General features: G+C 52.3%; 24 protein-coding genes and 1 pseudogene. 7 read left to right on the forward strand and 18 right to left on the reverse strand.

What is annotated here, in order from left to right:
• Nucleotides 1–46: 46 nt before the first annotated feature.
• Complete coding sequence (gene mgtA / locus ABVN36_RS01005) at nt 47–2755, forward strand: magnesium-translocating P-type ATPase (RefSeq protein ID WP_023138465.1); 2709 nt, start codon at nt 47–49, stop codon at nt 2753–2755.
• Nucleotides 2756–2870: 115 nt separating this feature from the next.
• On the opposite strand, the gene ABVN36_RS01010 is transcribed toward mgtA, so the two are convergent.
• The 5 genes from ABVN36_RS01010 to pyrL form a co-directional block, all read right to left on the reverse strand.
• Nucleotides 2871–3317: a transposase gene (locus ABVN36_RS01010; protein ID WP_000252550.1), complete on the reverse strand. Its 447-nt coding sequence runs from the start codon at nt 3315–3317 to the stop codon at nt 2871–2873.
• Nucleotides 3318–3391: 74 nt separating this feature from the next.
• Nucleotides 3392–3778 (reverse strand): 2-iminobutanoate/2-iminopropanoate deaminase, encoded by a 387-nt coding sequence (ridA, locus tag ABVN36_RS01015; protein WP_000047544.1) that lies wholly within the window; start codon nt 3776–3778, stop codon nt 3392–3394.
• Nucleotides 3779–3854: 76 nt separating this feature from the next.
• A complete protein-coding gene (gene pyrI / locus ABVN36_RS01020; RefSeq protein ID WP_000148567.1) occupies nt 3855–4316 on the reverse strand; it encodes an aspartate carbamoyltransferase regulatory subunit in 462 nt (153 codons plus the stop codon).
• 12 nt (nt 4317–4328) lie between these two features.
• Nucleotides 4329–5264: an aspartate carbamoyltransferase gene (gene pyrB, locus ABVN36_RS01025; protein ID WP_000013055.1), complete on the reverse strand. Its 936-nt coding sequence runs from the start codon at nt 5262–5264 to the stop codon at nt 4329–4331.
• A 35-nt stretch (nt 5265–5299) separates the two neighbouring features.
• Nucleotides 5300–5401, reverse strand: coding sequence for a pyr operon leader peptide (gene pyrL / locus ABVN36_RS01030; protein WP_000249504.1), 102 nt, complete (start codon nt 5399–5401; stop codon nt 5300–5302).
• Between pyrL and ABVN36_RS01035 the strand changes: the two are divergent.
• Nucleotides 5381–5522, forward strand: a pseudogene (locus tag ABVN36_RS01035) (hypothetical protein). The gene pyrL and the pseudogene ABVN36_RS01035 overlap by 21 nt on opposite strands.
• On the opposite strand, the gene ABVN36_RS01040 reads toward ABVN36_RS01035, so the two are convergent.
• From ABVN36_RS01040 to arcA, 5 genes are all read right to left on the reverse strand, one after another.
• Nucleotides 5492–5980: an arginine repressor gene (locus ABVN36_RS01040; protein WP_000666051.1), complete on the reverse strand. Its 489-nt coding sequence runs from the start codon at nt 5978–5980 to the stop codon at nt 5492–5494. The pseudogene ABVN36_RS01035 and the gene ABVN36_RS01040 sit on opposite strands and share 31 nt — an antisense overlap.
• Before the next feature lie 186 nt (nt 5981–6166).
• Nucleotides 6167–7570, reverse strand: a complete 1404-nt coding sequence (locus tag ABVN36_RS01045) for a YfcC family protein (protein ID WP_000514435.1) — start codon at nt 7568–7570, stop codon at nt 6167–6169.
• Nucleotides 7571–7625: 55 nt separating this feature from the next.
• On the reverse strand, nt 7626–8630 hold the full coding sequence (gene argF, locus ABVN36_RS01050; RefSeq protein ID WP_023138466.1) for an ornithine carbamoyltransferase: 1005 nt from the start codon (nt 8628–8630) through the stop codon (nt 7626–7628).
• 111 nt (nt 8631–8741) lie between these two features.
• Nucleotides 8742–9674 carry a carbamate kinase gene (gene arcC, locus ABVN36_RS01055; RefSeq protein ID WP_000428751.1) on the reverse strand — a complete coding sequence of 311 codons (933 nt, stop codon included), beginning with the start codon at nt 9672–9674 and terminating at the stop codon, nt 8742–8744.
• A gap of 10 nt (nt 9675–9684) precedes the next feature.
• Nucleotides 9685–10905, reverse strand: coding sequence for an arginine deiminase (arcA, locus tag ABVN36_RS01060; RefSeq protein WP_000410846.1), 1221 nt, complete (start codon nt 10903–10905; stop codon nt 9685–9687).
• A gap of 675 nt (nt 10906–11580) precedes the next feature.
• Here arcA and ABVN36_RS01065 point away from each other — a divergent pair.
• Nucleotides 11581–12033 (forward strand): YhcH/YjgK/YiaL family protein, encoded by a 453-nt coding sequence (locus ABVN36_RS01065; protein WP_000583455.1) that lies wholly within the window; start codon nt 11581–11583, stop codon nt 12031–12033.
• A gap of 73 nt (nt 12034–12106) precedes the next feature.
• Here the strand turns inward: ABVN36_RS01065 and argF (ABVN36_RS01070) are convergent, their stop codons facing one another.
• Together argF (ABVN36_RS01070) and ABVN36_RS01075 are read right to left on the reverse strand one after the other, a co-directional pair.
• Nucleotides 12107–13111 (reverse strand): ornithine carbamoyltransferase, encoded by a 1005-nt coding sequence (gene argF / locus ABVN36_RS01070; RefSeq protein WP_000103041.1) that lies wholly within the window; start codon nt 13109–13111, stop codon nt 12107–12109.
• The gene (locus tag ABVN36_RS01075; protein ID WP_371045364.1) at nt 13081–13260 is read right to left on the reverse strand and encodes a hypothetical protein; all 180 of its coding nucleotides are present in this window, start codon (nt 13258–13260) and stop codon (nt 13081–13083) included. The genes argF (ABVN36_RS01070) and ABVN36_RS01075 overlap by 31 nt, the downstream gene beginning before the upstream one ends.
• A 16-nt stretch (nt 13261–13276) precedes the next feature.
• On the opposite strand from ABVN36_RS01075, the gene rraB reads away from it, so the two are divergent.
• Both rraB and miaE read left to right on the forward strand, forming a co-directional pair.
• Nucleotides 13277–13693, forward strand: a complete 417-nt coding sequence (gene rraB / locus ABVN36_RS01080) for a ribonuclease E inhibitor RraB (protein ID WP_000002940.1) — start codon at nt 13277–13279, stop codon at nt 13691–13693.
• 11 nt (nt 13694–13704) lie between these two features.
• The gene (gene miaE / locus ABVN36_RS01085; RefSeq protein WP_023138467.1) at nt 13705–14517 is read left to right on the forward strand and encodes a tRNA isopentenyl-2-thiomethyl-A-37 hydroxylase MiaE; all 813 of its coding nucleotides are present in this window, start codon (nt 13705–13707) and stop codon (nt 14515–14517) included.
• A gap of 234 nt (nt 14518–14751) precedes the next feature.
• Here miaE and ABVN36_RS01090 read toward each other — a convergent pair whose 3' ends face one another.
• Both ABVN36_RS01090 and ABVN36_RS01095 read right to left on the reverse strand, forming a co-directional pair.
• The gene (locus ABVN36_RS01090) at nt 14752–15240 is read right to left on the reverse strand and encodes a DUF3617 domain-containing protein (protein ID WP_000826193.1); all 489 of its coding nucleotides are present in this window, start codon (nt 15238–15240) and stop codon (nt 14752–14754) included.
• Between the two features lie 106 nt (nt 15241–15346).
• A complete protein-coding gene (locus ABVN36_RS01095) occupies nt 15347–15850 on the reverse strand; it encodes a GNAT family N-acetyltransferase (RefSeq protein WP_001519079.1) in 504 nt (167 codons plus the stop codon).
• A gap of 194 nt (nt 15851–16044) precedes the next feature.
• Here ABVN36_RS01095 and ABVN36_RS01100 point away from each other — a divergent pair, with 194 nt between their 5' ends.
• The gene (locus ABVN36_RS01100; protein WP_023138468.1) at nt 16045–17232 is read left to right on the forward strand and encodes a YjgN family protein; all 1188 of its coding nucleotides are present in this window, start codon (nt 16045–16047) and stop codon (nt 17230–17232) included.
• A 141-nt stretch (nt 17233–17373) separates the two neighbouring features.
• Here the strand turns inward: ABVN36_RS01100 and ABVN36_RS01105 are convergent, their stop codons facing one another.
• The 4 genes from ABVN36_RS01105 to pepA form a co-directional block, all read right to left on the reverse strand.
• Nucleotides 17374–20229: a valine--tRNA ligase gene (locus ABVN36_RS01105; protein WP_023138469.1), complete on the reverse strand. Its 2856-nt coding sequence runs from the start codon at nt 20227–20229 to the stop codon at nt 17374–17376.
• Nucleotides 20229–20672, reverse strand: coding sequence for a DNA polymerase III subunit chi (gene holC, locus ABVN36_RS01110; protein ID WP_001523689.1), 444 nt, complete (start codon nt 20670–20672; stop codon nt 20229–20231). Before holC ends, ABVN36_RS01105 begins: the two co-directional genes overlap by 1 nt.
• A 64-nt stretch (nt 20673–20736) precedes the next feature.
• A complete protein-coding gene (locus tag ABVN36_RS01115) occupies nt 20737–21123 on the reverse strand; it encodes a hypothetical protein (RefSeq protein WP_139760048.1) in 387 nt (128 codons plus the stop codon).
• A gap of 50 nt (nt 21124–21173) precedes the next feature.
• The gene (gene pepA / locus ABVN36_RS01120) at nt 21174–22685 is read right to left on the reverse strand and encodes a leucyl aminopeptidase (protein WP_001727701.1); all 1512 of its coding nucleotides are present in this window, start codon (nt 22683–22685) and stop codon (nt 21174–21176) included.
• Nucleotides 22686–22965: 280 nt separating this feature from the next.
• Between pepA and ABVN36_RS01125 the strand changes: the two genes are divergently transcribed.
• Nucleotides 22966–23016, forward strand: coding sequence for a hypothetical protein (locus ABVN36_RS01125; protein ID WP_212724070.1), 51 nt, complete (start codon nt 22966–22968; stop codon nt 23014–23016).
• The last annotated feature ends 33 nt before the right edge of the window (nt 23017–23049 follow it).

Consider the following 23049-nt stretch of genomic DNA (forward strand, 5'->3'; position numbering starts at 1 on the left):
GCCTGAAGAATTTTCTGCGCCTGACTTCGGCGCGGAGGGATTACCTATGCTAAAAACCATTACCCGCCAGCTTTTTGCCCGGCTTAATCGTCATTTGCCTTATCGTCTGGTTCACCGCGATCCGCTGCCCGGCGCGCAGACCGCGGTAAATGCGACTATCCCGCCTTCGCTGAGCGAGCGCTGTCTGAAAGTCGCGGCAATGGAGCAGGAGACGCTCTGGCGCGTTTTTGATACGCACCCGGAGGGATTAAACGCCGCCGAGGTGACGCGCGCGCGTGAAAAGCATGGCGAAAACCGCCTTCCGGCACAGAAACCCTTGCCGTGGTGGGTGCATCTGTGGGTATGTTATCGCAATCCTTTCAATATCTTACTCACGATTCTTGGCGGCATTTCTTATGCCACGGAGGATCTGTTTGCCGCAGGCGTTATCGCCCTGATGGTCGGTATCTCAACGCTGCTGAATTTTGTGCAGGAAGCACGCTCGACGAAAGCGGCGGACGCGCTAAAAGCGATGGTGAGCAATACCGCTACCGTACTGCGGGTTATTAATGAAAATGGCGAAAACGCCTGGCTGGAATTACCCATCGATCAACTGGTGCCCGGCGATATTATTAAGCTGGCGGCGGGGGATATGATCCCGGCGGATTTACGGATTATCCAGGCGCGCGATCTGTTTGTCGCCCAGGCGTCGCTGACCGGCGAATCTCTGCCGGTCGAGAAAGTCGCTGCGACGCGTGAGCCCCGGCAAAATAACCCGCTTGAGTGCGACACGCTGTGCTTTATGGGGACGAACGTCGTGAGCGGAACGGCGCAGGCCGTGGTGATGGCGACCGGCGCCGGCACCTGGTTTGGTCAATTGGCGGGGCGCGTTTCGGAACAAGATAACGAGCAGAACGCTTTCCAGAAAGGAATTAGCCGCGTCAGCATGTTGCTGATCCGTTTTATGCTGGTCATGGCGCCGGTAGTACTGATTATTAATGGTTACACGAAAGGTGACTGGTGGGAAGCGGCGCTATTTGCGCTTTCGGTCGCGGTAGGACTCACCCCGGAAATGTTGCCGATGATCGTCACCTCCACCCTCGCGCGCGGGGCGGTGAAGCTTTCGAAACAGAAAGTTATCGTGAAGCACCTTGACGCGATTCAGAACTTCGGCGCGATGGATATTCTGTGCACCGATAAAACCGGCACTCTGACGCAGGATAAAATTGTGCTGGAGAATCATACGGATATCTCTGGTAAGCCCAGCGAGCATGTACTGCATTGCGCCTGGCTGAACAGCCATTATCAGACCGGTCTAAAAAATTTACTGGATACGGCGGTCCTGGAGGGAGTAGACGAAACCGCCGCGCGTCAGCTCTCCGGACGCTGGCAGAAAATCGATGAGATTCCGTTTGATTTTGAGCGTCGCCGGATGTCGGTGGTGGTCGCCGAAGATTCGAACGTGCATCAACTGGTCTGCAAAGGCGCGTTACAGGAGATCCTGAACGTGTGTACTCAGGTGCGCCACAACGGCGATATTGTGCCGCTGGACGACAATATGCTGCGCCGGGTGAAACGCGTTACCGACACGCTGAACCGTCAGGGGCTACGCGTGGTCGCCGTCGCGACCAAATACCTGTCTGCGCGTGAGGGCGATTACCAGCGTATCGATGAATCTGACCTGATCCTGGAAGGGTATATCGCTTTTCTCGATCCGCCGAAAGAGACCACCGCGCCGGCGCTGAAAGCGCTGAAGGCGAGCGGAATTACGGTGAAAATTCTCACCGGCGACAGCGAGCTGGTAGCGGCAAAAGTTTGCCATGAGGTTGGGCTGGATGCGGGCGATGTCATTATTGGCAGTGATATTGAAGGGTTAAGCGACGACGCGCTGGCGGCGCTGGCCGCCCGTACGACGTTGTTTGCGCGTCTGACGCCGATGCATAAAGAGCGCATCGTCACTTTGCTCAAACGCGAGGGGCATGTGGTCGGTTTTATGGGCGACGGGATTAACGATGCCCCGGCGTTGCGGGCGGCGGATATTGGTATCTCGGTAGATGGCGCGGTGGACATCGCCCGTGAAGCCGCCGATATTATCCTGCTGGAAAAGAGCCTGATGGTGCTGGAAGAAGGCGTCATTGAAGGTCGTCGTACTTTTTCTAATATGTTGAAATATATCAAGATGACGGCCAGCTCAAATTTCGGTAACGTGTTTAGCGTGCTGGTAGCGAGCGCCTTTTTGCCGTTCTTGCCAATGCTGCCGCTGCACTTGCTGATTCAAAACCTGCTGTACGATGTATCCCAGGTGGCGATTCCGTTTGATAATGTCGATGAAGAACAAATTCAAAAGCCGCAGCGCTGGAATCCGGCGGATTTGGGGCGCTTTATGGTCTTTTTCGGTCCGATCAGCTCGATTTTCGACATTTTGACCTTTTGTCTGATGTGGTGGGTATTTCATGCGAATACGCCAGAAACGCAAACTTTGTTCCAGTCCGGCTGGTTTGTGGTGGGATTACTGTCGCAAACGCTGATTGTGCATATGATCCGTACCCGTCGTCTGCCGTTTATTCAAAGTCGCGCCGCCTGGCCGCTGATGGCGATGACATTGTTGGTGATGGTGGTGGGAGTCTCGTTGCCGTTTTCGCCGCTGGCGTCTTACCTGCAGTTGCAGGCGCTGCCGTTAAGCTATTTCCCGTGGCTGATTGCTATTCTGGCGGGCTATATGACGTTAACCCAGTTGGTGAAAGGGTTTTACAGCCGACGTTATGGCTGGCAGTAAACACTTTCGTCGGGGATTCGCCAGCGTGCTTAATCCCCGATATCGCTAACCAGGCCAGATGCCCGTAAAGCTCGACAAGTTTAACGCGATCGGCTTTATCTTTAAATTTCAGGGCTTATTCAAGCAACTGTAGAATGCTATATGCAGGCATAAAAAAGAGGAATGTCCAGCTAAGTTTGTAAAATACATTCTCTGCCCCCGAGCCAGAACGAGAGGAGGAGATGTCCCACCGCCGGATATGTTTTGCGGATATGCGACGAAAGCGGCGAATATAGCTAATGCAATAAACTAAGTAAGGAGGAATCGCTAAGGCGGCAGTGGGTTTAGGAAACATAAGGGTAAGCAATATGGCTGCGACAATGAAGCATAAAAAGACTATCTTCGCGGTAGATTCTATCTGTTTTAATTCCTGGCGTATGCTTTCAGCATGTTTCTCCTGCCAGCGACGGAGCGTGCTGTTGCTAAATCCATATTCTTCGCACAACGCCTTATTCGGTACGCCGTTTTTCGACTGTTGCAGAAAATCGGCGATTTGTTCCTCGGTAAAACGCGATCTTACCATTGCCGCCTCTCCATGGCTGTTGGTGCCCCGAACCGGGCAAACTTGCGCCGCCCGGCGGGGATGACGTCCGGCGCTTAGCGACGAACAGCGATCGCTTCAATCTCAATTTTCACGTCTTTCGGCAGACGGGCAACTTCCACGCAGGAACGCGCCGGGAAGGTGGCGTTGTGCTCGGTGAAGAAGGCTTCGTAGGTGGCGTTGACGGTCGCGAAATCGTTCAGGTCTTTCACGAATACGGTCGTTTTCACAATGTCGCCTACTTTCAGGCCAGCGGCTTCCACGATAGCTTTAACGTTTTCCAGCGACTGACGTGCCTGAGCGGATACGTCTTCCGCTACGGCACCGGTTTTCGGATCGACCGGGATCTGACCGGAAGTGATTACCATGCTACCCAGGTCAACGCCCTGTACGTATGGGCCGATTGCTGCTGGTGCATTTTCCGTCGCAATAGTTTTGCTCATGATTTCTCCTGAATTACAGCGGTAATAGAATGTCCCCGCTCATTATAGGGAGCCGGGATCTCATAACCAACCCAAATTAGTTGGCCAGCACCACATAATGCGAAAACTCTTTTTCACAGTATTTGCATTTGAGGGCGATATCGTTGGCGCGTTTTTTCACTGCAAAGCTGGAGGATACCGGTTCCGCGTGGCTGATGCAGTTGCTGTTCGGGCAAACCAGCACATTATTAATACGCTCTGGCAGGCTGGGGCGTGATTTCCCGACTACGTCGTAGTTGTCGATGCGGTTAACGGTGGCCTGCGGCGCGTACAGAGCAAGTTGGTTAACCTGCTCATCGGTGAGAAAGGTGTTTTCTATTTTGATTAAGTCTTTACGCCCCATCTCGCCAGACGGGAGATTCAGACCGATAGTGATTCGCTGATCGGTCTCGGTCAATTTAAACAGACTCAGCAGTTTAAAGCCTACCTGCGCAGGGATATGGTCAATCACGGTGCCGCATTTAATGGCTTCAACCTGCAGTTTGTTATCGTGTGTCATCGTTTTTCTCCCTTACAGACTCAGTTCGCTATTCAGTACTAACGCCAGTAACGCCTGGCGAGCGAAAATACCGTTGCCCGCCTGTTGGAAGTACCAGGCGTGTGGCGTTTTATCCACATCCGTGGTGATTTCATCAATCCGCGGCAGCGGGTGCAGCACTTTCATATTTTCACGCGCGCCGTTCAGGTCGCTGGCGCGCAGAACAAACTGCGCCTTCACATTGGCGTACTCCGACGGGTCGAGACGCTCTTTCTGTACGCGAGTCATATAGAGGATGTCGACGTCGGCCATGACCTCTTCAATAGAACCATGCAGGCTCCAGGCCATTCCTTTTTCATCAAGCATATCCAGAATGTACTGCGGCATCGCCAGCGCGTCCGGCGCGATAAAATAAAAACGGTTGCCGCTAAATTTCGCCAGCGCCTGGGTTAGCGAATGCACGGTGCGGCCATATTTCAGATCGCCGACCATCGCGATATGCAGGTTATCCAGACGGCCCTGCGTTTCCTGGATGGTGAACAGATCCAACAGGGTCTGCGTCGGATGCTGGTTCGAACCGTCGCCCGCATTGAGCACCGGCACCTGACCGGAAAACTCCGTCGCCAGACGTGCCGCGCCTTCTTGCGGATGGCGCATCACAATCGCGTCCACGTAAGTGCTAATCACTGAGATCGTGTCGGCTAACGTTTCTCCTTTTTTCCCCAGCGACGTGTTGGCGCTGTCGGAGAAGCCCACTACGCTGGCGCCCAGGCGATGCATTGAAGTTTCAAACGACAGGCGGGTACGCGTGGAGGCTTCGAAAAAGCAGCTGGCGATCACTTTATGTTTCAAAAGCTCCGGCTGCGGGTTGGCTTTTAATTTCGCCGCCGTCGCCAGTACCAGATTAAGATCGTCGCGGCTGAGGTCGTTTATGGAAATGATATGTTTTTGATATAGCGGGTTAGCCATGTTTATCTCCTGACGCCTGGGCAAAAAAAAGCCCCTCAATTGAGGGGCTTGGTATTGGTTTTCAACGGAAAGAAAAACGGCAGGCCTGCGTCTTTTTTCAGACGCGGTAAGACAGAATGTCGTACACACTGAACCATGCTTCCTCCCGGCAAATTGTCCGCGATTATACTCAGCTCTGTTTTGGGATCAAGCGAATTAATGCATGATTTACTCATCGCAAACGGTTCTTATGAATTTAAATTCATTTTAAGCAAATAATTAATTTGTTTGTGTACCAGCGCCGTACGCTGAACGACCCGCGGTGCGACCCAGACAATACTGCTACCGGCAACGACGCCGAGAATTTCCGGCAATGCGTGGTAATCCAGAATTCTCGCGACGGCGCGACCATAACCTGCCGCCGTATGGATAAGGATAAATTCGCTATTATGTTCAACGCTGACGACCATTTCAGCTATTGAACGTCCGGCATCCGGCGAAGGACGCCGCTGGGGATTTACGGAATAAATCTTTTGTCCCTTCGTATTTCTGATTTTTATTGCGCCCAGCAGCTTGAGCAGGCGCGAAACCGTAGACTGGCTGATACCTTCAAATCCCTCATTTTGTAAATCGCGGCGAATCTCCTCCTGGGACAGGTAACTTTTTTCACTAATCAGGCGCTGACAAACCGCCAGTTGCTGTTGTTCTTTGGCGGAGTAATCATCGTATTCCTTCATAAATGCACCTTATCTTTATTATTGATATCAACGGACTGGCGAAATTCATCACATTTGTCACATTGATTGCGGATCAATCGGGCGGTTTTGCAGGAAAATGAGAAGCCGATCAAAAAAGGTGACGGCGTGCCTGATGGCGCTGTGCTTATCAGTCCTGTCGGATAAGACGCGTCGCCATCTGGCTCGTTACATCATCGCTCCGATGCTCAGTACCGCCATATTCAGCAATGTCAGGATCAGCAACAGCGGCGCGACCCATTTCAGATAGCGGACATAGGGAACCCGCGCGATTGCCAGACCGCCCATGACCACGGCGGAGGTGGGAGTAACCAGATTCACAATCCCGGAGGCCGACTGGTAGGCGGTTACGACCAAATCCCGTTGTACGTGGGCAAAATCCGCTAACGGCGCCATAATGGGCATCGTCAATACGGCAAGACCGGAAGAGGAGGGCACCAGGAAGGAGAGCAATACTTCCAGCCAGTAGGTTACGTTTATGAAAATGGTGGTAGAGAGGCCGGAAACCAGACTTTCCGCGCTGTGCAAAATGGTGTGGGTAATCATACCGTTATCCATGACCACCACAATGCCGCGCGCGATACCAATAATTAGCGCCACGCCGAGCAAATCCCGCGCGCCGTCGATAAAGGTACTGGTGAACGCTTCCTCGCCCATCCGCGTTATCACGCCAACGATAATCGCCGCCGCCAGAAAGACGCCGGAGATTTCCGCCATCCACCAGCCGAGAACCGCCACGCCGTAAATCATCACCGCGAAAGAGGCGGCGAAGATCAGCAGCACCCATTTCCGGGTAGCCGTAAACTCCAGCAGTGTATTGGCGCGATTGCCGAGGAAATGGGCGCGATTTTCCTCCATTTTATCCGCCACGATAGAAAGCTCAGGATGGGCGCGGACTTTGCGCGCATAGCGCATTACCCAAAACACGCACAATACGTAGCCGACGATTAACAGCAGTACGCGCATCAGCATTCCCTGAGTAAAAGGGATGCCGGCGGCGTTGGCGGCAATGACCGTGGCGAAAGGGTTAATGGTCGAACCGAGCGTGCCTATCCCCGCGCCGAGTAGTACGGTTGCCGCCGCCACTAACGGATCGAAGCGGGCCGCCATCATGACCGGCACCAGCAGCGTGTAGAAGGGCAACGACTCCTCCGCCATGCCATAGATAGTGCCGCCTGCGGCGAACAGCGCCATCAGAATGGGGATCATCCACTCATCTTTGCCGTTGAGTTTGACTGTTACCCGTTCAATACCGGCATCAATCGCCCCCGTTTTATTCACCACCCCCAGAAAGCCGCCGATAATCAAGACAAACAGCGCGACGTCAATGGCGCCGGCGGTGTAGGTTTCGTGGTTATAGAGGCCGTCAATCGGCGCCAGTAAAACAGCGGTAATCCCTTGCGGATGCGCGTCCACGGGGGCATACGTTCCCGCCACCGGCACCTCTTTTCCCAGCGTGGCGTTCATCGCCATTTGGTATTTTCCCGCCGGCACAATCCAGGTCATCACCGCGACCAGGGCAATAAGAATAAACAGGATGGTATAAGCGGTGGGAAATTTAAATTTACCCATGATGTTCTCTCCTGATATCACGGATATGCGCCGCGAGGGCGCATATCCTGTGGGATTAGTCGCCGAGCGTCGCCACCATGACCGCTTTGATGGTGTGCATCCGGTTTTCCGCTTCATCGAAGACTATCGAGCCTGCGGACTCGAACACCTCTTCCGTGACCTCCAGTCCTTTCAGGCCGTAAGCCATTTCGATTTCGCGTCCCACTTTGGTGTGCTCGTTATGGAAGGCGGGTAGGCAGTGCATAAACTTCACATCAGGATTACCGGTAGCGTTTACCACCTGCTGGTTGACCTGATATGGCGTCATCAGACTGACGCGCTCCGCCCAGGCTTCTTTGGGTTCTCCCATCGAGACCCAGACGTCGGTATAGAGGAAATCCACGCCGTGAACGCCGTCTTCAACGCTCTCCGTTAAGGTGATACGAGCGCCGGTAACGCTGGCGATTTCCCGGCACTGCGCGACCAGCGCGGCATCAGGCCAGAAGGACTTTGGCGCTATCAGGCGGATATCCATGCCCATCTTCGCCGCGCCCACCATCAGCGAGTTGCCCATGTTGTTGCGCGCGTCGCCCAGGTAGGCGAAGCTCAGTTCCGGCAGCGTTTTACCCGGCGCGTGTTCCAGCATGGTCATCAGATCGGCCAGGATCTGTGTGGGGTGAAATTCATCGGTCAGGCCGTTCCAGACGGGAACGCCCGCGTATTCCCCCAGCTCTTCCACAATGTGTTGACCAAAACCGCGATATTCGATGCCGTCATACATCCGCCCCAGGACGCGAGCAGTATCTTTCATGGACTCTTTATGGCCGATCTGCGAGCCGCTTGGGCCGAGATAAGTCACCTGGGCGCCCTGGTCGAAAGCGGCGACTTCAAACGCGCATCGGGTGCGGGTAGAGTTTTTTTCAAAAATCAGCGCGATGTTTTTGCCGATCAGTGTTTGCTTTTCGCATCCGGCTTTTTTTGCGGCTTTCAGCTCAATAGCCAGATCGATGAGGTGTTGGATTTCCGCCGGGGTGTAGTCAAGCAGCTTCAAAAAGTTACGATTTTTCAGTGAAATAACCATTACAATATCCTTGTTAAAATGAATTGCCTGATGGCGCTGCGCTTATCCGGCCCACGGTTATGCGCGCTCTGTAGGCCGAATAAGGCGGAAGCCGCCATCCGGTAAAAAGCCTTATGCGTCAACGTCGGCGGTTTCACACCGAATCAAAGTACCTTTCTCGCCCGCGAGAATGGCTTGCCCATCCGCCAGCGAGCCGATTCCGGCAATGCCGCGGCAATGGCTGACAAACTCAGCGCAGGCGGTCACTTTCGGGCCCATCGAACCGGCGTCGAACTGCATTTCACGAAGCAGCTCCGGCGTAACCTGCGCCAGCGGGCGTTGGGTGGGCTTGCCCCAGTCGAGATACACCGCGTCGGCATCGGTCAGAATGAGCAGCGCGTCGGCGTGAATTTGGCTGGCAAGCAGGGCGGCGGACAGATCTTTGTCGATCACCGCCTCGATACCGTGGTAGCCATCGGCTTTTTCCACGACCGGCACGCCGCCGCCGCCGTTACAGATAACCAGGTGATCGCGGCTAATCAGCGCGCGGATGGCATCGTTTTCCACAATGCGTTTCGGCTGCGGGGAGGGCACAACGCGGCGGAAGGCGTTACCGTCGGCTTTGAATACCCAGCCCTTTTCTGCCTGTAACGCACGGGCCTGCGCTTCGTCGTAAATGGGGCCGATATATTTGGTTGGATTGAGGAATGCCGGGTCGTTGGCATCGACTTCGACCTGGGTGAGCAGGACGCTGATTTCACGCTCCGGCAGATGATTCTTCAGCGCCTGTTGCAGCATGTAGCCAATCATGCCCTGGCTTTCCGCACCGAGAATATCGAGCGGGTAGGGCGTAACGTTAGCGTAGGCGCTATTTTGTAGCGCCAGCAGTCCTACCTGTGGGCCGTTGCCGTGCACTAACACCACGCGCCATTGCCGCGTAAGCTGGGCGATGGTTCTGGCCGCCAGTTCGATATTTTTACGCTGAATATCAGCCTCCAGCGGTTCGCCGCGTTTGAGCAGCGCATTGCCGCCCAGCGCGACGACCAGTGTGCGTTTGTTTTCCATAACGTCTCCTTTAAATACCATCGCGTTCCAGTGGACAGCTCATGCAGCGCGCGCCCCCGCGCCCGCGACCCAGTTCATCGCCGGGAATGGGAAGGACGGTAATGCCGGCTTTGTCGTATTTTTCGTTGGTCCAGATGTTGCGCTCATAGCCCACCACCACGCCGGGACGCAGGGTGAGCACGTTATTGGCGTCATTCCACTGTTCGCGCTCAGCTTCAAATGCGTCGCCGCCAGTGGTGATTAAGCGCACCTGATCGATGCCAAGCGCTGTTTCAAGAGCATGAACCAGCGTGCTCTCCTGGGTTCGTTTCAGACCGCCGCGTCCGTCTGGCGTCAGCGTCCAGCACTGAACGTCCGGGCGAACGACTTCCGGATAGACGGAGAAGGTGTCGATATCAATGTGGGTCATGACGGTGTCAAGGTGCATACAGGAGCGATGTTTTGGCAGTTCAACGGCAATGACGCGTTCCGCCTGACGATGTTTAAACAATGCCTGCGCCAGGAACTCGACGCCCTGCGGCGTAGTACGTTCAGACATACCGATCAACACCGCGCCGCGGCCAATCACCAGCACATCGCCGCCCTCTAAAGTGGCGTGGTCGTAATTAATGTCCTCGTCGCCGAAATATTTAATGAAATCACCACCTGCGAATTGAGGATGCCAGCGATAAATAGCACGTAAATTATTCGTTTCACGTTGGCGTGCAGGTTTCGCCATGGGGTTAATTGAGACGCCGTTATATATCCAGCAGGACGTGTCACGGGTAAATAGGTGATTCGGTAATGGCTTCATAATAAAGTCATTAATATCGTGAGTATCGACCACCATATTTTTTATGGAGGCGGGGATTTCGCCGTAAGTTAAACCGCCGCTTAAATGGCGAGCCAGTTCACGGTGCGGCATATCCGCCAGCCAGGCGCGAATGTCTGCGGCAAAGGTGGGCCCCAGGCGATAATCGGAAATTTGTGTATCCAGCAGCCAGGCTTTAGCGTCAGCCACATCCAGCGTTTGGGTGAGCAGGTCGGTTAACAGCAATACTTCTATCCCTTGCTGGCGCAGCGTGTTGGCAAAAATGTCATGCTCTTCGCCAGCGCGCTCTACGGATAATACATCGTCAAAAAGTAATTCCTGACAATTTGAAGGGGTAAGTCTTTTTAGGCTGAGATTGGGACGATGCAACATTACGCTGCGTAATTGACCGATTTCAGAACCGACAAAATGCTTTTCCATCATTATACCTTTTACATAATTTCAAGAATAAAGAAGGAGTGGCTGCAAATATTTAGCGTGCTTGCAGTCGCGGCGTTTCAGTTAAATTCGGGAGCAATGATTGAATTTTATTTGGATTGTTAATGTGATGAGATTCACATCAATCAAGGAGTGCTATTTTTCTTACTTAATATATGAGCCGGGTCAGAGAAATTTAAAAAACAATAAGGCATTAAATGAATTACTACGCAGCTATATGGTTTGTTATTTTTTTATTGTTAATTATTTGTTTGCTGTATTGAATGATGTTTAAATCTTAACTCATTGAAAATAAACTGATTATTTTTAATGGTTGCATAACTATGCGTGAGGGGGATTTTATTATCGGGGATATTTAAATAATTTAAAAATAACTATGGATAGAGAAGTCATTTATGCAGGGAGAGCGAATTGTGATCGCTAAAACGTTTTTATGTTAACGCCTTTAATATCAAAGCGTTGTTAGTGGTGGCAATTTGGCGCCGCTGGGGTTTATGCATAGGTACTGCATAAAGTTGGGCGAACTATTAACAATATAGAAACACCGCTGGCGATAAACATGCGCTGGCGCAAAATCGATGAGAGTAAGGGTAGTATGGCAGCCATTTTTCTCGTATAAAGAGAAATATAAAACGCTGTTTTAACTAAGGGGGTGCGATGATTATTGGCAATATTGAACATCTGGAGGCCTGGCTGCCGACGGCGTTACGGCAGGCGATTGAGCACGTCAATGCGCATGTCACGGCAACGACCGCGCCAGGTAAGTATGACATTGACGGCGACAGGCTGTTTTATATGATTTCTGAAAATATGACGGAGCCGGGCGAATCGCGCAGCGCAGAGTATCACGCCCGTTATCTTGATATTCAGATTGTGCTACAAGGTCAGGAAGGGATGGCATTCAGCACCCGGCCTGCGGGGACGCCGCACACGGACTGGCTGGCGGATAAAGACATTGCATTTTTACCGACGAGCGTCGACGAGAAAACCGTCGTCCTGAACGAAGGTGACTTTGTGGTGTTTTATCCCGGCGAAGTGCATAAGCCCCTGTGCGCGGTGGGAGAACCGGCGCGGGTACGTAAAGCGGTTGTGAAAATGCTGATGGCGTAATATTTTGTGCCGGATGGCGGCGCCTGCACGTTGCGATCTTGTAGGCCAACCGCCATCCGGCATCATCACGACATTATTTAGACAGCGTCGCTACCATTACTGCTTTGATGGTATGCATTCGGTTTTCCGCTTCATCAAAGACAATGCTGGCCGCAGACTCAAAAACCTCGTCGGTCACTTCCATCCCGCCATGTAAACCGTACTCTTCGGCCATTTTTTTGCCGAGCGTGGTTTCGTCATCATGGAACGCAGGCAGACAATGCAGGAACTTAACCTGCGGATTGCCGGTTAAGGCCATCATCTGGCTGTTGACCTGATAATCACGCAGCAGGGCAATACGCTCCGCCCATTTCTCTTTGGGTTCGCCCATAGAGACCCAAACATCGGTATAGATAAAATCCGCACCTTTTACGCCCGAGGCGATATCTTCGGTCAGGGTGATGGCGCCGCCGTTCTTTTTCGCCATGGCGCTGCACTCCGCCACTAACGCGGCTTGCGGCCAGCAGGCTTTTGGCGCGACCAGACGGAGATCCAATCCTGTTAACGCGGCGGCTTCCAGCATGGAGTTACCCATGTTATTACGCGCGTCGCCGGCATAGACCAACGTCATCTCGTTAAAGGCTTTACCCGGCAGATGTTCCTGCATGGTAAGCAGATCCGCCAGTAATTGCGTTGGGTGATACTCATCGGTTAAACCGTTCCATACCGGCACACCGGAATATTCAGCCAGCGTTTCGACGATCTCCTGGCCATATCCTCGATACTGAATACCGTCAAACATCCGGCCCAGGACGCGGGCAGTATCTTTGATGGACTCTTTATGGCCGATCTGGCTCCCGCTGGAACCCAGGTACGTCACGCGCGCCCCCTGATCGTATGCGGCAACTTCGAAAGAGCATCGTGTCCGGGTCGAGTCTTTTTCGAAGATGAGCGCAATATTCTTACCCACCAGCTTTTGTTCTTCTTTACCGTTTTTCTTATCGGCTTTCAGTTTGGCGGCAAGCTGCAACAGAGCAGTGAGCTCGCTGGCGGTGAAATCAAGTAACTTTAAAAAAGGTTTTTGGTAAAACGTAGACATACTTCCCTCACATGGCTTAGGCCTCTCATTGAATTAAAATTCACTTTATATGGATGATTATTCATTTGCAACCCTGTTTGATAAAACTTTTCTCGATAAGGTGGAGGCAACGTCGGCGGTATGTGACAATAAGAGTATCGGCAGGACATCTATGAGGAACGAGCTATGGCAAACCCGGAATTACTGGAAGAGCAGCGTGAAGAAACGCGGTTAATTATTGAAGAGTTACTTGAGGACGGCAGCGATCCGGATGCGCTGTACACTATCGAGCATCACCTTTCCGCTGACGATTTCGAAACGTTGGAAAAAGCCGCGGTAGAAGCCTTTAAACTCGGCTATGAAGTGACGGAGCCGGAAGAGCTGGAAGTGGAAGAGGGCGATACGGTTATTTGTTGCGACATCCTCAGCGAGTGCGCGTTGAACGCCGAACTCATCGACGCTCAGGTTGAGCAACTGATGAACCTGGCGGAAAAATATGATGTCGAATACGACGGCTGGGGAACCTATTTTGAAGACCCTAATGGCGAAGAGGGTGATGACGACGATTATGTCGATGAAGATGACGACGGCGTGCGTCACTAAAGCTGCATAGTATGACGGTACGGCAGCGTTTGCTGTCGTATTTTTTTAACAGGTTACGTATGAATTACCCGCAAATACTCTCTCCGGTGCTTAATTTCCTGCATTGCCCGACGCCGCAGGCGTGGATTGTCCAGGCCCGCGATCCGCAAAATCTTCCTCTTCTGCTTACCGATCACTTGATCTGCGAACTGAAGGCTGCGCAAACCGCGTTGCTGTTGGTGCGTAAATATGTCGCCGATAAATCGGGCGCCGACGCGCTGCTCGCCTGGCTGCAACCTTACGAGGCGTTCGCGTTTCGTCAGGGGCCGGAGCCGGATTTTGTTGCCCTGCATAGACAGATTAGCAAAAGCGCCATGTCGCAAACTGATGACCCCTGGGGTCGTCAGCTTATCGACCGTATGGTGTTATTGATTAAAGAGGAGTTGCACCATTTTTGGCAGGTACGCGAGGTCATGCAGGCCAGAAACATTCCTTATGTGAAAATCACCGCCAGCCGCTACGCGAAAGGAATGTTGAAAGCGGTACGCACGCACGAACCGCTCACCTTAATTGATAAGCTGATTTGCGGGGCGTATATCGAAGCCCGCTCCTGCGAACGTTTTGCCGCTCTGGCGCCCTGGCTGGATGAGGATTTACAGACGTTTTATCTCTCGCTTCTGCGCTCCGAAGCGCGGCATTATCAGGATTACCTGGCGCTGGCGCAGCAGATTTCCACCGAGGACATTTCTGCGCGCGTGCGCTATTTTGGCGAGGTGGAAGCTGACCTTATCTTGTCGCCAGACCGCGAGTTTCGTTTTCATAGCGGCGTGCCAGCCGCCGGATAAAGGGTAAAATTAAAGATTAGCGTTTTTATCTTTTACGCTGTCGCCACCTGCGTGGTCATCCGCCCGGCATCAAACTGCTGGCGAGCAGGAAAAGTCATTTTCATGATATTCTGTCCTGAGTAAAGCCTGCCCTGCGGCAGGCAAAAAGAACTCACTCAGTGTTATATTCCCGAAAGGTGACCTTGAACAATGCCATTATTGCATCAATCACTACGGGTTTTTGTGTTGAAATAGTTACTGTTTCACGCCTTTTGACGCTTCAGAGCAGGTCTTGCCAACAAAGGTTTGTTTAATTTTGTTGATGGAGGTTGTTTTATTACCTCCTGCATCGACATCCGATTTCATGGTCATCGCAAATTCTGTATCGCTTATTTTCGTCGTTTCTACAATAGAGTGCGATTTGACATCAGGATTATTACAGACAGTCTCATTGATCAGTTTGGTATCCGTACTTTCTACAAATGTTGTCGTGCAACCGCCTGCACTGGTAGAAAAACCCTTCACCATTTTTTTAGAATCTTCAGACATTTTAGGGGTATAACACATAAGCGTCGCTATGCCCGAATTTTTTTCATCCATTAATACTTCTTTTGTATCTGGATTGATGGTGCGCATTTCTATATTTTCCATTTTCCATTCGCCGGGCTGTATATCTAATGCATATACATTAGAGATACTAATAAACATAGCGGGGAAAACAATTGCTGATAATAGGCGTTTCATTTATAACTTCCTTGAATAATAAGTGATTCCCGGATAACAGGATGTTTCCGGGATTACTTATATCAGCAAAAATAATACCTGGCGAGGATAAATAAACGCCTGGTTTTCAGAGATCCTTTAACATCCTCACTTCGCAATCGACATGTCCGGTGCAGCCGAGCGGTTCGCTAATATGTTCAAATCCTAAACGTTCGTATAGCGCAATCGCCTCGCGTAAAAAAGCCGTTGTTTCCAGATAGCAGCGTTTAAAACCCTGTTCACGGGCATGATCCAGCGCCATCAGCGCCAGCTTTTTCGCCAGCCCCTGACCACGAATCACCGGTAAAAAATACATTTTTTGCAGTTCACAAATGTCTGGTTCGCTACAGGATAACGGCGCCACGCCGCCGCCGCCCACCACACAACCGTTTTGCTCTACCACCCAGTAGGCCGCGCCCGGTTGGCTATAAACCTGATACAGTTCATCCAGATTGGGGTCGGCAACGGTATAACCTTTATCGGCGGTAAGTCCGTATTCCGCTGAAACCTGACGGATGACACGGGCAATAGCGGCATTGTCGGCGGTAGTGATTCGGCGCACCGTGAGCGTTGGCGAGGCGACATTATTCATAATATGGCTCAATTTTTAAAATTTATTTATAGATTACTTTAATACCACCGTCTTGAGTTACGCGCAAGGAGATCCTGAATCAGACAAAATAAAAGGCGGAAAAATTAAACAAAAATAGTATCGTAGTCAAATCAGTAACAATTTACTGGTTTTTATTATTAATTCTAATAGATTGTAATTCAGGGATATGATTCATGAATAACGTTATCAGTAGTAAAGATAACCATAATCACACGTTGGTGTTTACAGGCAAGGGCGGAAAGTATTTTGTTATTTGCCTTGTGAATTTCTTGTTGACGTGTATCACGTTGGGAATCTATGCGCCGTGGGCGATGGTGAAATGTCGACGTTATATTTATACTAATATGACGCTAAACAATCAGCCTTTTGCTTACAAAGCCACGGGCGGCGCATTATTTATTAGTGTGTTGTTAGTTTTTATTATTTATATTGTTAGCCTCTCTCTTATTGAACACGGTTATCCCGGTCTCGGTTTTACGCTATTCGGCTTATTAATTGCGATTATTCCTTTTATGGCGGTGAAAGGATTACAGTATCAGGCGATGATGACTTCGCTTAATGGCGTACATTTTGGATTCCAGTGTTCCATGCGGCGCGCCTGGTGGTACATGTTCGCTCTCCCGGTACTCCTGATGGTGGCGCTTTATATTGTTCTTTATATTATCTCACTGGTAACCATCGCCGTCGGCGGTTTAGTGTTCAATATCGTTTTTCTCGGTTTGCTGGCTATTATTGGGATAGGGGTCATTAACGGTATTACCTACAGCAAATGGATGACCTTGTTTGGCAATGGCGCAAACTTTGGCATTCATCGTTTCTCGATTCAGGTTAATGTTAAAACGTGCATCAGAGGGTGCGTGTTGGCAATGTTGACCCTTTTCCCTTTTGCTGTCGTGATTGGTTATCTAATCGCGCCGGTGTTCACCGACATGATTCTTTTGAGTATGATGGGGAATGCGCAGGCAGGAGGGGCGCTTATTCTGCAATATTATGGCCAGATAATGGCATGTTATTTCCTCTATTTTCTCGCGATTATTGTGGTAACCAGTTACTTATATGTGGCGTTACGCAACCTGTTTTTAAACAATTTGTCACTGGCGAACGATTCGATTCGTTTTCATTCCTCTGTCACTGCACACGGTATGCTGTGGCGGTTGCTGGTGGTGGTGGTGATTTCCGGCGTGACCTTAGGGCTGGCTTATCCGTGGTTGAAAATTTGGCTGGTGAGCTGGCTGGCGCAGAATACACAGGTCCAGGGCGATCTGGATTCGCTTGAGTTAACCAATGATGAGAAGCCGCTGGAAAACAGCCTGCTAATGTGGATTTCTCGTGGCATCATGCCTTACTTCCCGTTTATCTGATGTAAAAAGGCCGACGTTTACGTCGGCCCATAATTCATGTTGTCGGATGGCGGCGTGAATGCCTTATCCGGCCTACCGATCGCGCCATGTCAATAAGCGAACGTGTAGGCCTGGTAAGCGAAGCGCCATCAGGCTTTCAGATTACAGCGCGCTAATAACCGCCTGCTGCTCAATCAGTTTCGCTTTGGCTTCTGCGTAACCGTCCAGCTTCTCACGCTCTTTGGCAATCACCGCTTCCGGCGCACGGGCGACGAAACCTTCGTTGGACAGTTTGCCTTCGATACGGGCAATCTCGCCTTCGATTTTCGCCACTTCTTTCGCCAGACGCGCCAGCTCATCGTCTTTGTTGATGAGGCCAGCCATCGGGATCAGCAGTTCGGCGCCGTCGATGATTTTGGTCACGGAAACCGGACCTTTGTCATCGGCTGGCAGCACGGTGATGCTTTCCAGACGCGCCAGGGTTTGCAGGAAGCTACGGTTGTCGTTAACACGACGAACGGCTTCTTCACTACAGCCGCGCAGCAGCAGTTCCAGCGGTTTGCCCGGGGCGATGTTCATTTCCGCACGAATGTTACGTACCGCGACGATCGCCTGCTTCAGCCACTCGGTATCGGCCAACGCGGCTTCATCCACCTGTGCGGCGTTATATTCCGGGAACGGCTGCAGCATGATGGTGTCGGCGGTAATACCGCAAATGACCTTCACACGCTGCCAGATGGTTTCGGTGATGAACGGAATGATCGGGTGCGCCAGGCGCAGCAGACCTTCCAGTACGGTGACCAGCGTATGGCGGGTGCCGCGCAGTTCAGACTCGGAACCCCCGGTCATTACCGGCTTGGTCAGCTCCAGATACCAGTCGCAGAACTGGTTCCAGGTGAACTCGTACAGAATGCCCGCGGCGATGTCGAAGCGGAAGCTGTCCAGCGCGTCGCGGTACGCTTTAACGGTCTGGTTGAATTCCGCCAGGATCCAGCGGTCCGCCAGCGACAGCGTCATTTCACCGCCGTTGAAGCCGCAATCCTGCTCTTCGGTGTTCATCAGCACAAAGCGGCTGGCGTTCCACAGCTTGTTACAGAAGTTACGATAACCTTCCAGACGCTTCATATCCCAGTTGATGTCGCGACCGGTCGAGGCCAGCGCCGCCAGGGTAAAGCGCAGGGCGTCGGTGCCGTGCGGCTCAATGCCGTTCGGGAACTGCTTCTCGGTACGCTTGCGGATTTTCTCCGCCATCTGCGGCTGCATCATATTGCCGGTGCGTTTTTCCAGCAGTTCCGGCAGGGAGATGCCGTCCACCATATCCAGCGGGTCGATAACGTTACCCTTGGATTTGGACATCTTCTGGCCTTCGTCGTCGCGAATCAGACCGGTCATATAGACGGTATGGAACGGCACCTGCGGCTTGCCGTTTTCATCTTTGATGAAGTGCATGGTCATCATGATCATGCGGGCAATCCAGAAGAAGATGATATCGAAGCCGGACACCATCACGCTGGTGGGGTGGAACTGACGCAGGGCGTCGGTGTTTTCTGGCCAGCCGAGGGTGGAGAAAGTCCACAGCGCGGAGGAGAACCAGGTATCGAGAACGTCTTCGTCCTGACGAAGCGCAACGTCGGCGCCGAGGTTATTTTCCTGACGCACTTCGTCTTCGGTACGGCCAACGTAGACGTTGCCGTCGTTGTCGTACCATGCCGGGATACGGTGACCCCACCACAACTGACGAGAGATACACCAGTCCTGGATATCACGCATCCAGGAGAAGTACATGTTTTCGTACTGCTTCGGCACGAACTGAATGTCGCCGTTTTCAACCGCTTCCACCGCCGGTTTCGCCAGCACGTCTGCACGGACGTACCACTGGTCGGTTAGCATCGGTTCGATAACCACGCCGCCACGGTCGCCGTAAGGGACGGTCAGATCGTGCGGTTTAATTTCTTCCAGCAGGCCCAGCGCGTCAACGGCAGCAACGATGGCTTTACGGGCAGCAAAGCGTTCCAGCTTCTGGAACTCAGCCGGAATCTCGCTGGAATAAACGTCAGACTCTTCACCTTTGGTATCGAACACTTCCGCGCTTTCGCGAATGTCGCCGTCAAAGGTCAGGATGTTGATCATCGGCAGCGCGTGACGTTTCCCGACTTCATAGTCGTTAAAGTCGTGCGCCGGGGTGATCTTCACGCAGCCGGTGCCTTTTTCCATATCGGCGTGTTCGTCGCCAACAATCGGAATGCGGCGGTTAACCAGCGGCAGAATAACGAATTTACCGATAAGACTCTGGTAGCGCGGATCTTCCGGGTTCACGGCCACGCCGGTATCGCCGAGAATAGTTTCCGGACGGGTGGTGGCGACGACCAGGTAATCTTTACCGTCTGCGGTTTTCGCGCCGTCGGCCAGCGGATAGCGGATGTGCCACATGGAGCCTTTGGACTCGCGGTTTTCCACTTCCAGGTCAGAGATGGCGGTGCGCAGCTTCGGGTCCCAGTTCACCAGGCGTTTGCCACGGTAAATCAGGTCTTCTTTGTACAGGCGGACAAAGACTTCTTTCACGGCATTGGAAAGACCTTCGTCCATGGTGAAGCGCTCGCGCTCCCAGTCAACGGAGTTGCCGAGACGGCGCATCTGACGGGTAATGGTGCCGCCGGATTCCGCTTTCCACTGCCAGATTTTGTCGATAAACGCATCGCGGCCGTAGTCGTGACGGGTTTTACCTTCTTCAGCGGCAATCTTGCGCTCAACCACCATCTGGGTCGCGATCCCAGCGTGGTCGGTGCCGACCTGCCACAGGGTGTTTTTACCCTGCATACGCTGGTAACGGATCATGGTATCCATGATGGTTTGCTGGAAAGCATGTCCCATATGCAAACTGCCGGTGACGTTCGGCGGCGGGATCATGATGCAGAAGGACTCTTTGCTTTCGTCGCCGTTAGGCTTGAAATAGCCCTGCTTTTCCCAGTGCTCGTAAAGCGGCTGTTCGATATCTTGGGGGTTATATGTCTTTTCCATTATTTCCAGGTTGCCGTATTCAGGTTAAAACCAGCCACGCGGTAGGCTTTGTAGCGTTCGCGCGCCAGTTGTTTCAAAGTTTCTTCGTAAGGGACGAAGTCTACCACTTCTGTGAAAGCGGTGGCAAAATCTGCAAAGCTTGTACGCAGGCTGATTAAAATATCGCGTGGGCTGCTGTTGCGTTTTTGCGGCCAGGCGATTTCAACCGGCGCGCCGCCGCGTGGGCCTTCGCCTGCCAGATTGTGCGGGACAAAACTTTCCGCCGGTCTCGCCCACAGCGCTTCATCCAGCCGAATGGCCTGCTTCTCATCTTCGCAGGCGATCAGCACGCGCTTGCCGGCGCGCCAACGTTCTGCGGCAATTTCACACACCAGTTGTTCAACGGCGCTTAAACCGTTGACGGTAGTGTCATTATCCAGAAGATAGAACGTCGCATTCTTCATAAATTCGCTTATTTCAGAAAAGTTGTTGGTGCAATCATGGCTGTGAAAAGCACACGTTGGTTAGTCAGATGGCTTCAATAGAGACTGATTCGGCGATGATGTTAAAAATATCATCATAGGTTGCCAGAAAATAGTGATGGCAACTCTCCGGATCAACATCACTTCGCGGTAGAAATGATGACATCAATCGGGAATCAAATAATTCACCAAAATTTCCGGTGATGCAATTCCAGTCAAATAAATAGTCATTACCTGCCGTGCGCTCAAAACTATCAAGCTCCGCACAACAAGAAAAAAGCATTCCTTTGAATATTAGACAGAATTTTGTGTCGTCATTTCGTTCCACGATGATTTCAAGACGCGATCCACGCCGTTTTGCTTCAACGAGAAATAAACTATCCCGCGCAAACCCAGCCTGAAGATACTCATCATGCGCAACAAATCTAGCCATCGGATCCCTGATTTGCAGCCGGATGAACATAGCGCCATCCGGCTATACGATTACTCTTCGCCGTTAAAGCCCGCACGATTGAGCAGGAACTGCGACAGCAGCGCTACCGGACGACCCGTCGCGCCTTTCGCTTTGCCGGATCGCCAGGCGGTACCGGCGATATCCAGGTGCGCCCAGTTGTACTTACGGGTAAAGCGCGACAGGAAGCAGCCCGCGGTGATAGCGCCGCCAGGACGACCACCAATGTTCGCCATATCCGCAAAGTTGGACTCCAGTTGTTCCTGGAACTCATCGCCCAGCGGCAGACGCCACGCGCGGTCGCCCGCTTGCTCGGACGCGCCGATCAGTTCATGCGCCAGCGGGTTATGGTTCGACATCAGACCGGTAATGTGATGGCCCAGCGCAATCACGCAGGCCCCGGTTAGCGTCGCCACGTCAATGACGGCTTCCGGTTCGAAGCGTTCAACGTAGGTCAGCACGTCGCACAGTACCAGACGGCCTTCAGCATCGGTATTCAGCACTTCAACCGTCTGACCGGACATGGTGGTCAGTACGTCGCCCGGACGATACGCGCGTCCGCCCGGCATGTTTTCACAGCCCGCCAGTACGCCGATAACGTTAATCGGAAGCTGAAGCTCGGCGACCATACGCATCACGCCGTAAACCGCCGCCGCGCCGCACATGTCGTACTTCATCTCGTCCATCCCTTCAGATGGCTTGATGGAGATGCCGCCGGAGTCGAAGGTCAGGCCTTTACCCACCAGCACGATCGGGCGCGCGTCTTCGGATGGATTGCCCTTGTACTCAATCACCGACATCAGCGATTCATTCTGCGAACCGTGGCCGACCGCCAGATAAGCGTTCATACCCAGTTCGCGCATTTGCTGTTCGCCGATGACGCGGGTGATGACATTTTTGCTGTAGCAGTCAGCCAACTGGCGCGCCTGTGACGCTAGGTAGGCGGCGTTACAGATATTGGGCGGCATGTTGCCGAGATCTTTCGCTGCCTTAATCCCGGCGGCGATGGCCAGACCGTGTTGAATGGCGCGTTCGCCGCTGGTGAGCTCACGGCGGGTCGGCACATTAAAGACCATCTTACGTAGCGGGCGGCGCGGCTCGCTCTTGTTGGTCTTGAGTTGATCAAAGCTATAAAGCGTCTCTTTGGCCGTTTCGACGGCCTGACGCACTTTCCAGTAGTTGTTGCGGCCTTTGACGTGCAGTTCGGTCAGGAAACAGACGGCTTCCATCGAACCGGTATCATTCAGAGTATTTATCGTTTTCTGAATAACCTGCTTATACTGACGTTCATCAAGCTCGCGCTCTTTGCCGCAACCAATGAGGAGGATTCGCTCGGAAAGAACGTTAGGAACATGGTGCAGCAACAGAGTCTGCCCCGGTTTTCCTTCCAGTTCGCCGCGACGCAGCAATGCGCTGATGTATCCGTCGCTAATTTTGTCGAGCTGTTCTGCAATCGGAGAAAGGCGACGCGGTTCAAAGACGCCCACGACAATGCAGGCACTCCGCTGTTTCTCCGGGCTACCGCTTTTTACACTGAACTCCATGCACTATGCTCCTGAATCTTAAAGACAACAGTGGTGGCTACAGCTATACTCGTCGTCTTTCAAGTTGCAGATGCGTTGGCTGCGCCTGCTCACCCCTGTCACTTACCTGATGTAAGCTCCGGGGCTCCACAGTCTTGCCGCCTGCCTGCAACTCGAAATCCATTAGAGTATAGAAATTGAAAGCTTTCGTAACTCATATCCGCTGTTGCGGTGACTTCGTGTTAATCTTAACGTTATTACGGCATTGGCACGTCAGAACAAGTTCTGAGAGGTGAATCCGCTGAGTATAATGATCTTAGCGATGATTTCGACGACTCAAGAGAATAAATGACGTTTAAGCCATGAAACAAGCTAAATTCCAGCA

This window comes from Salmonella sp. SJTUF15581 (genome assembly GCF_043356775.1).
In the GTDB taxonomy this organism is placed as follows: domain Bacteria; phylum Pseudomonadota; class Gammaproteobacteria; order Enterobacterales; family Enterobacteriaceae; genus Salmonella; species Salmonella enterica.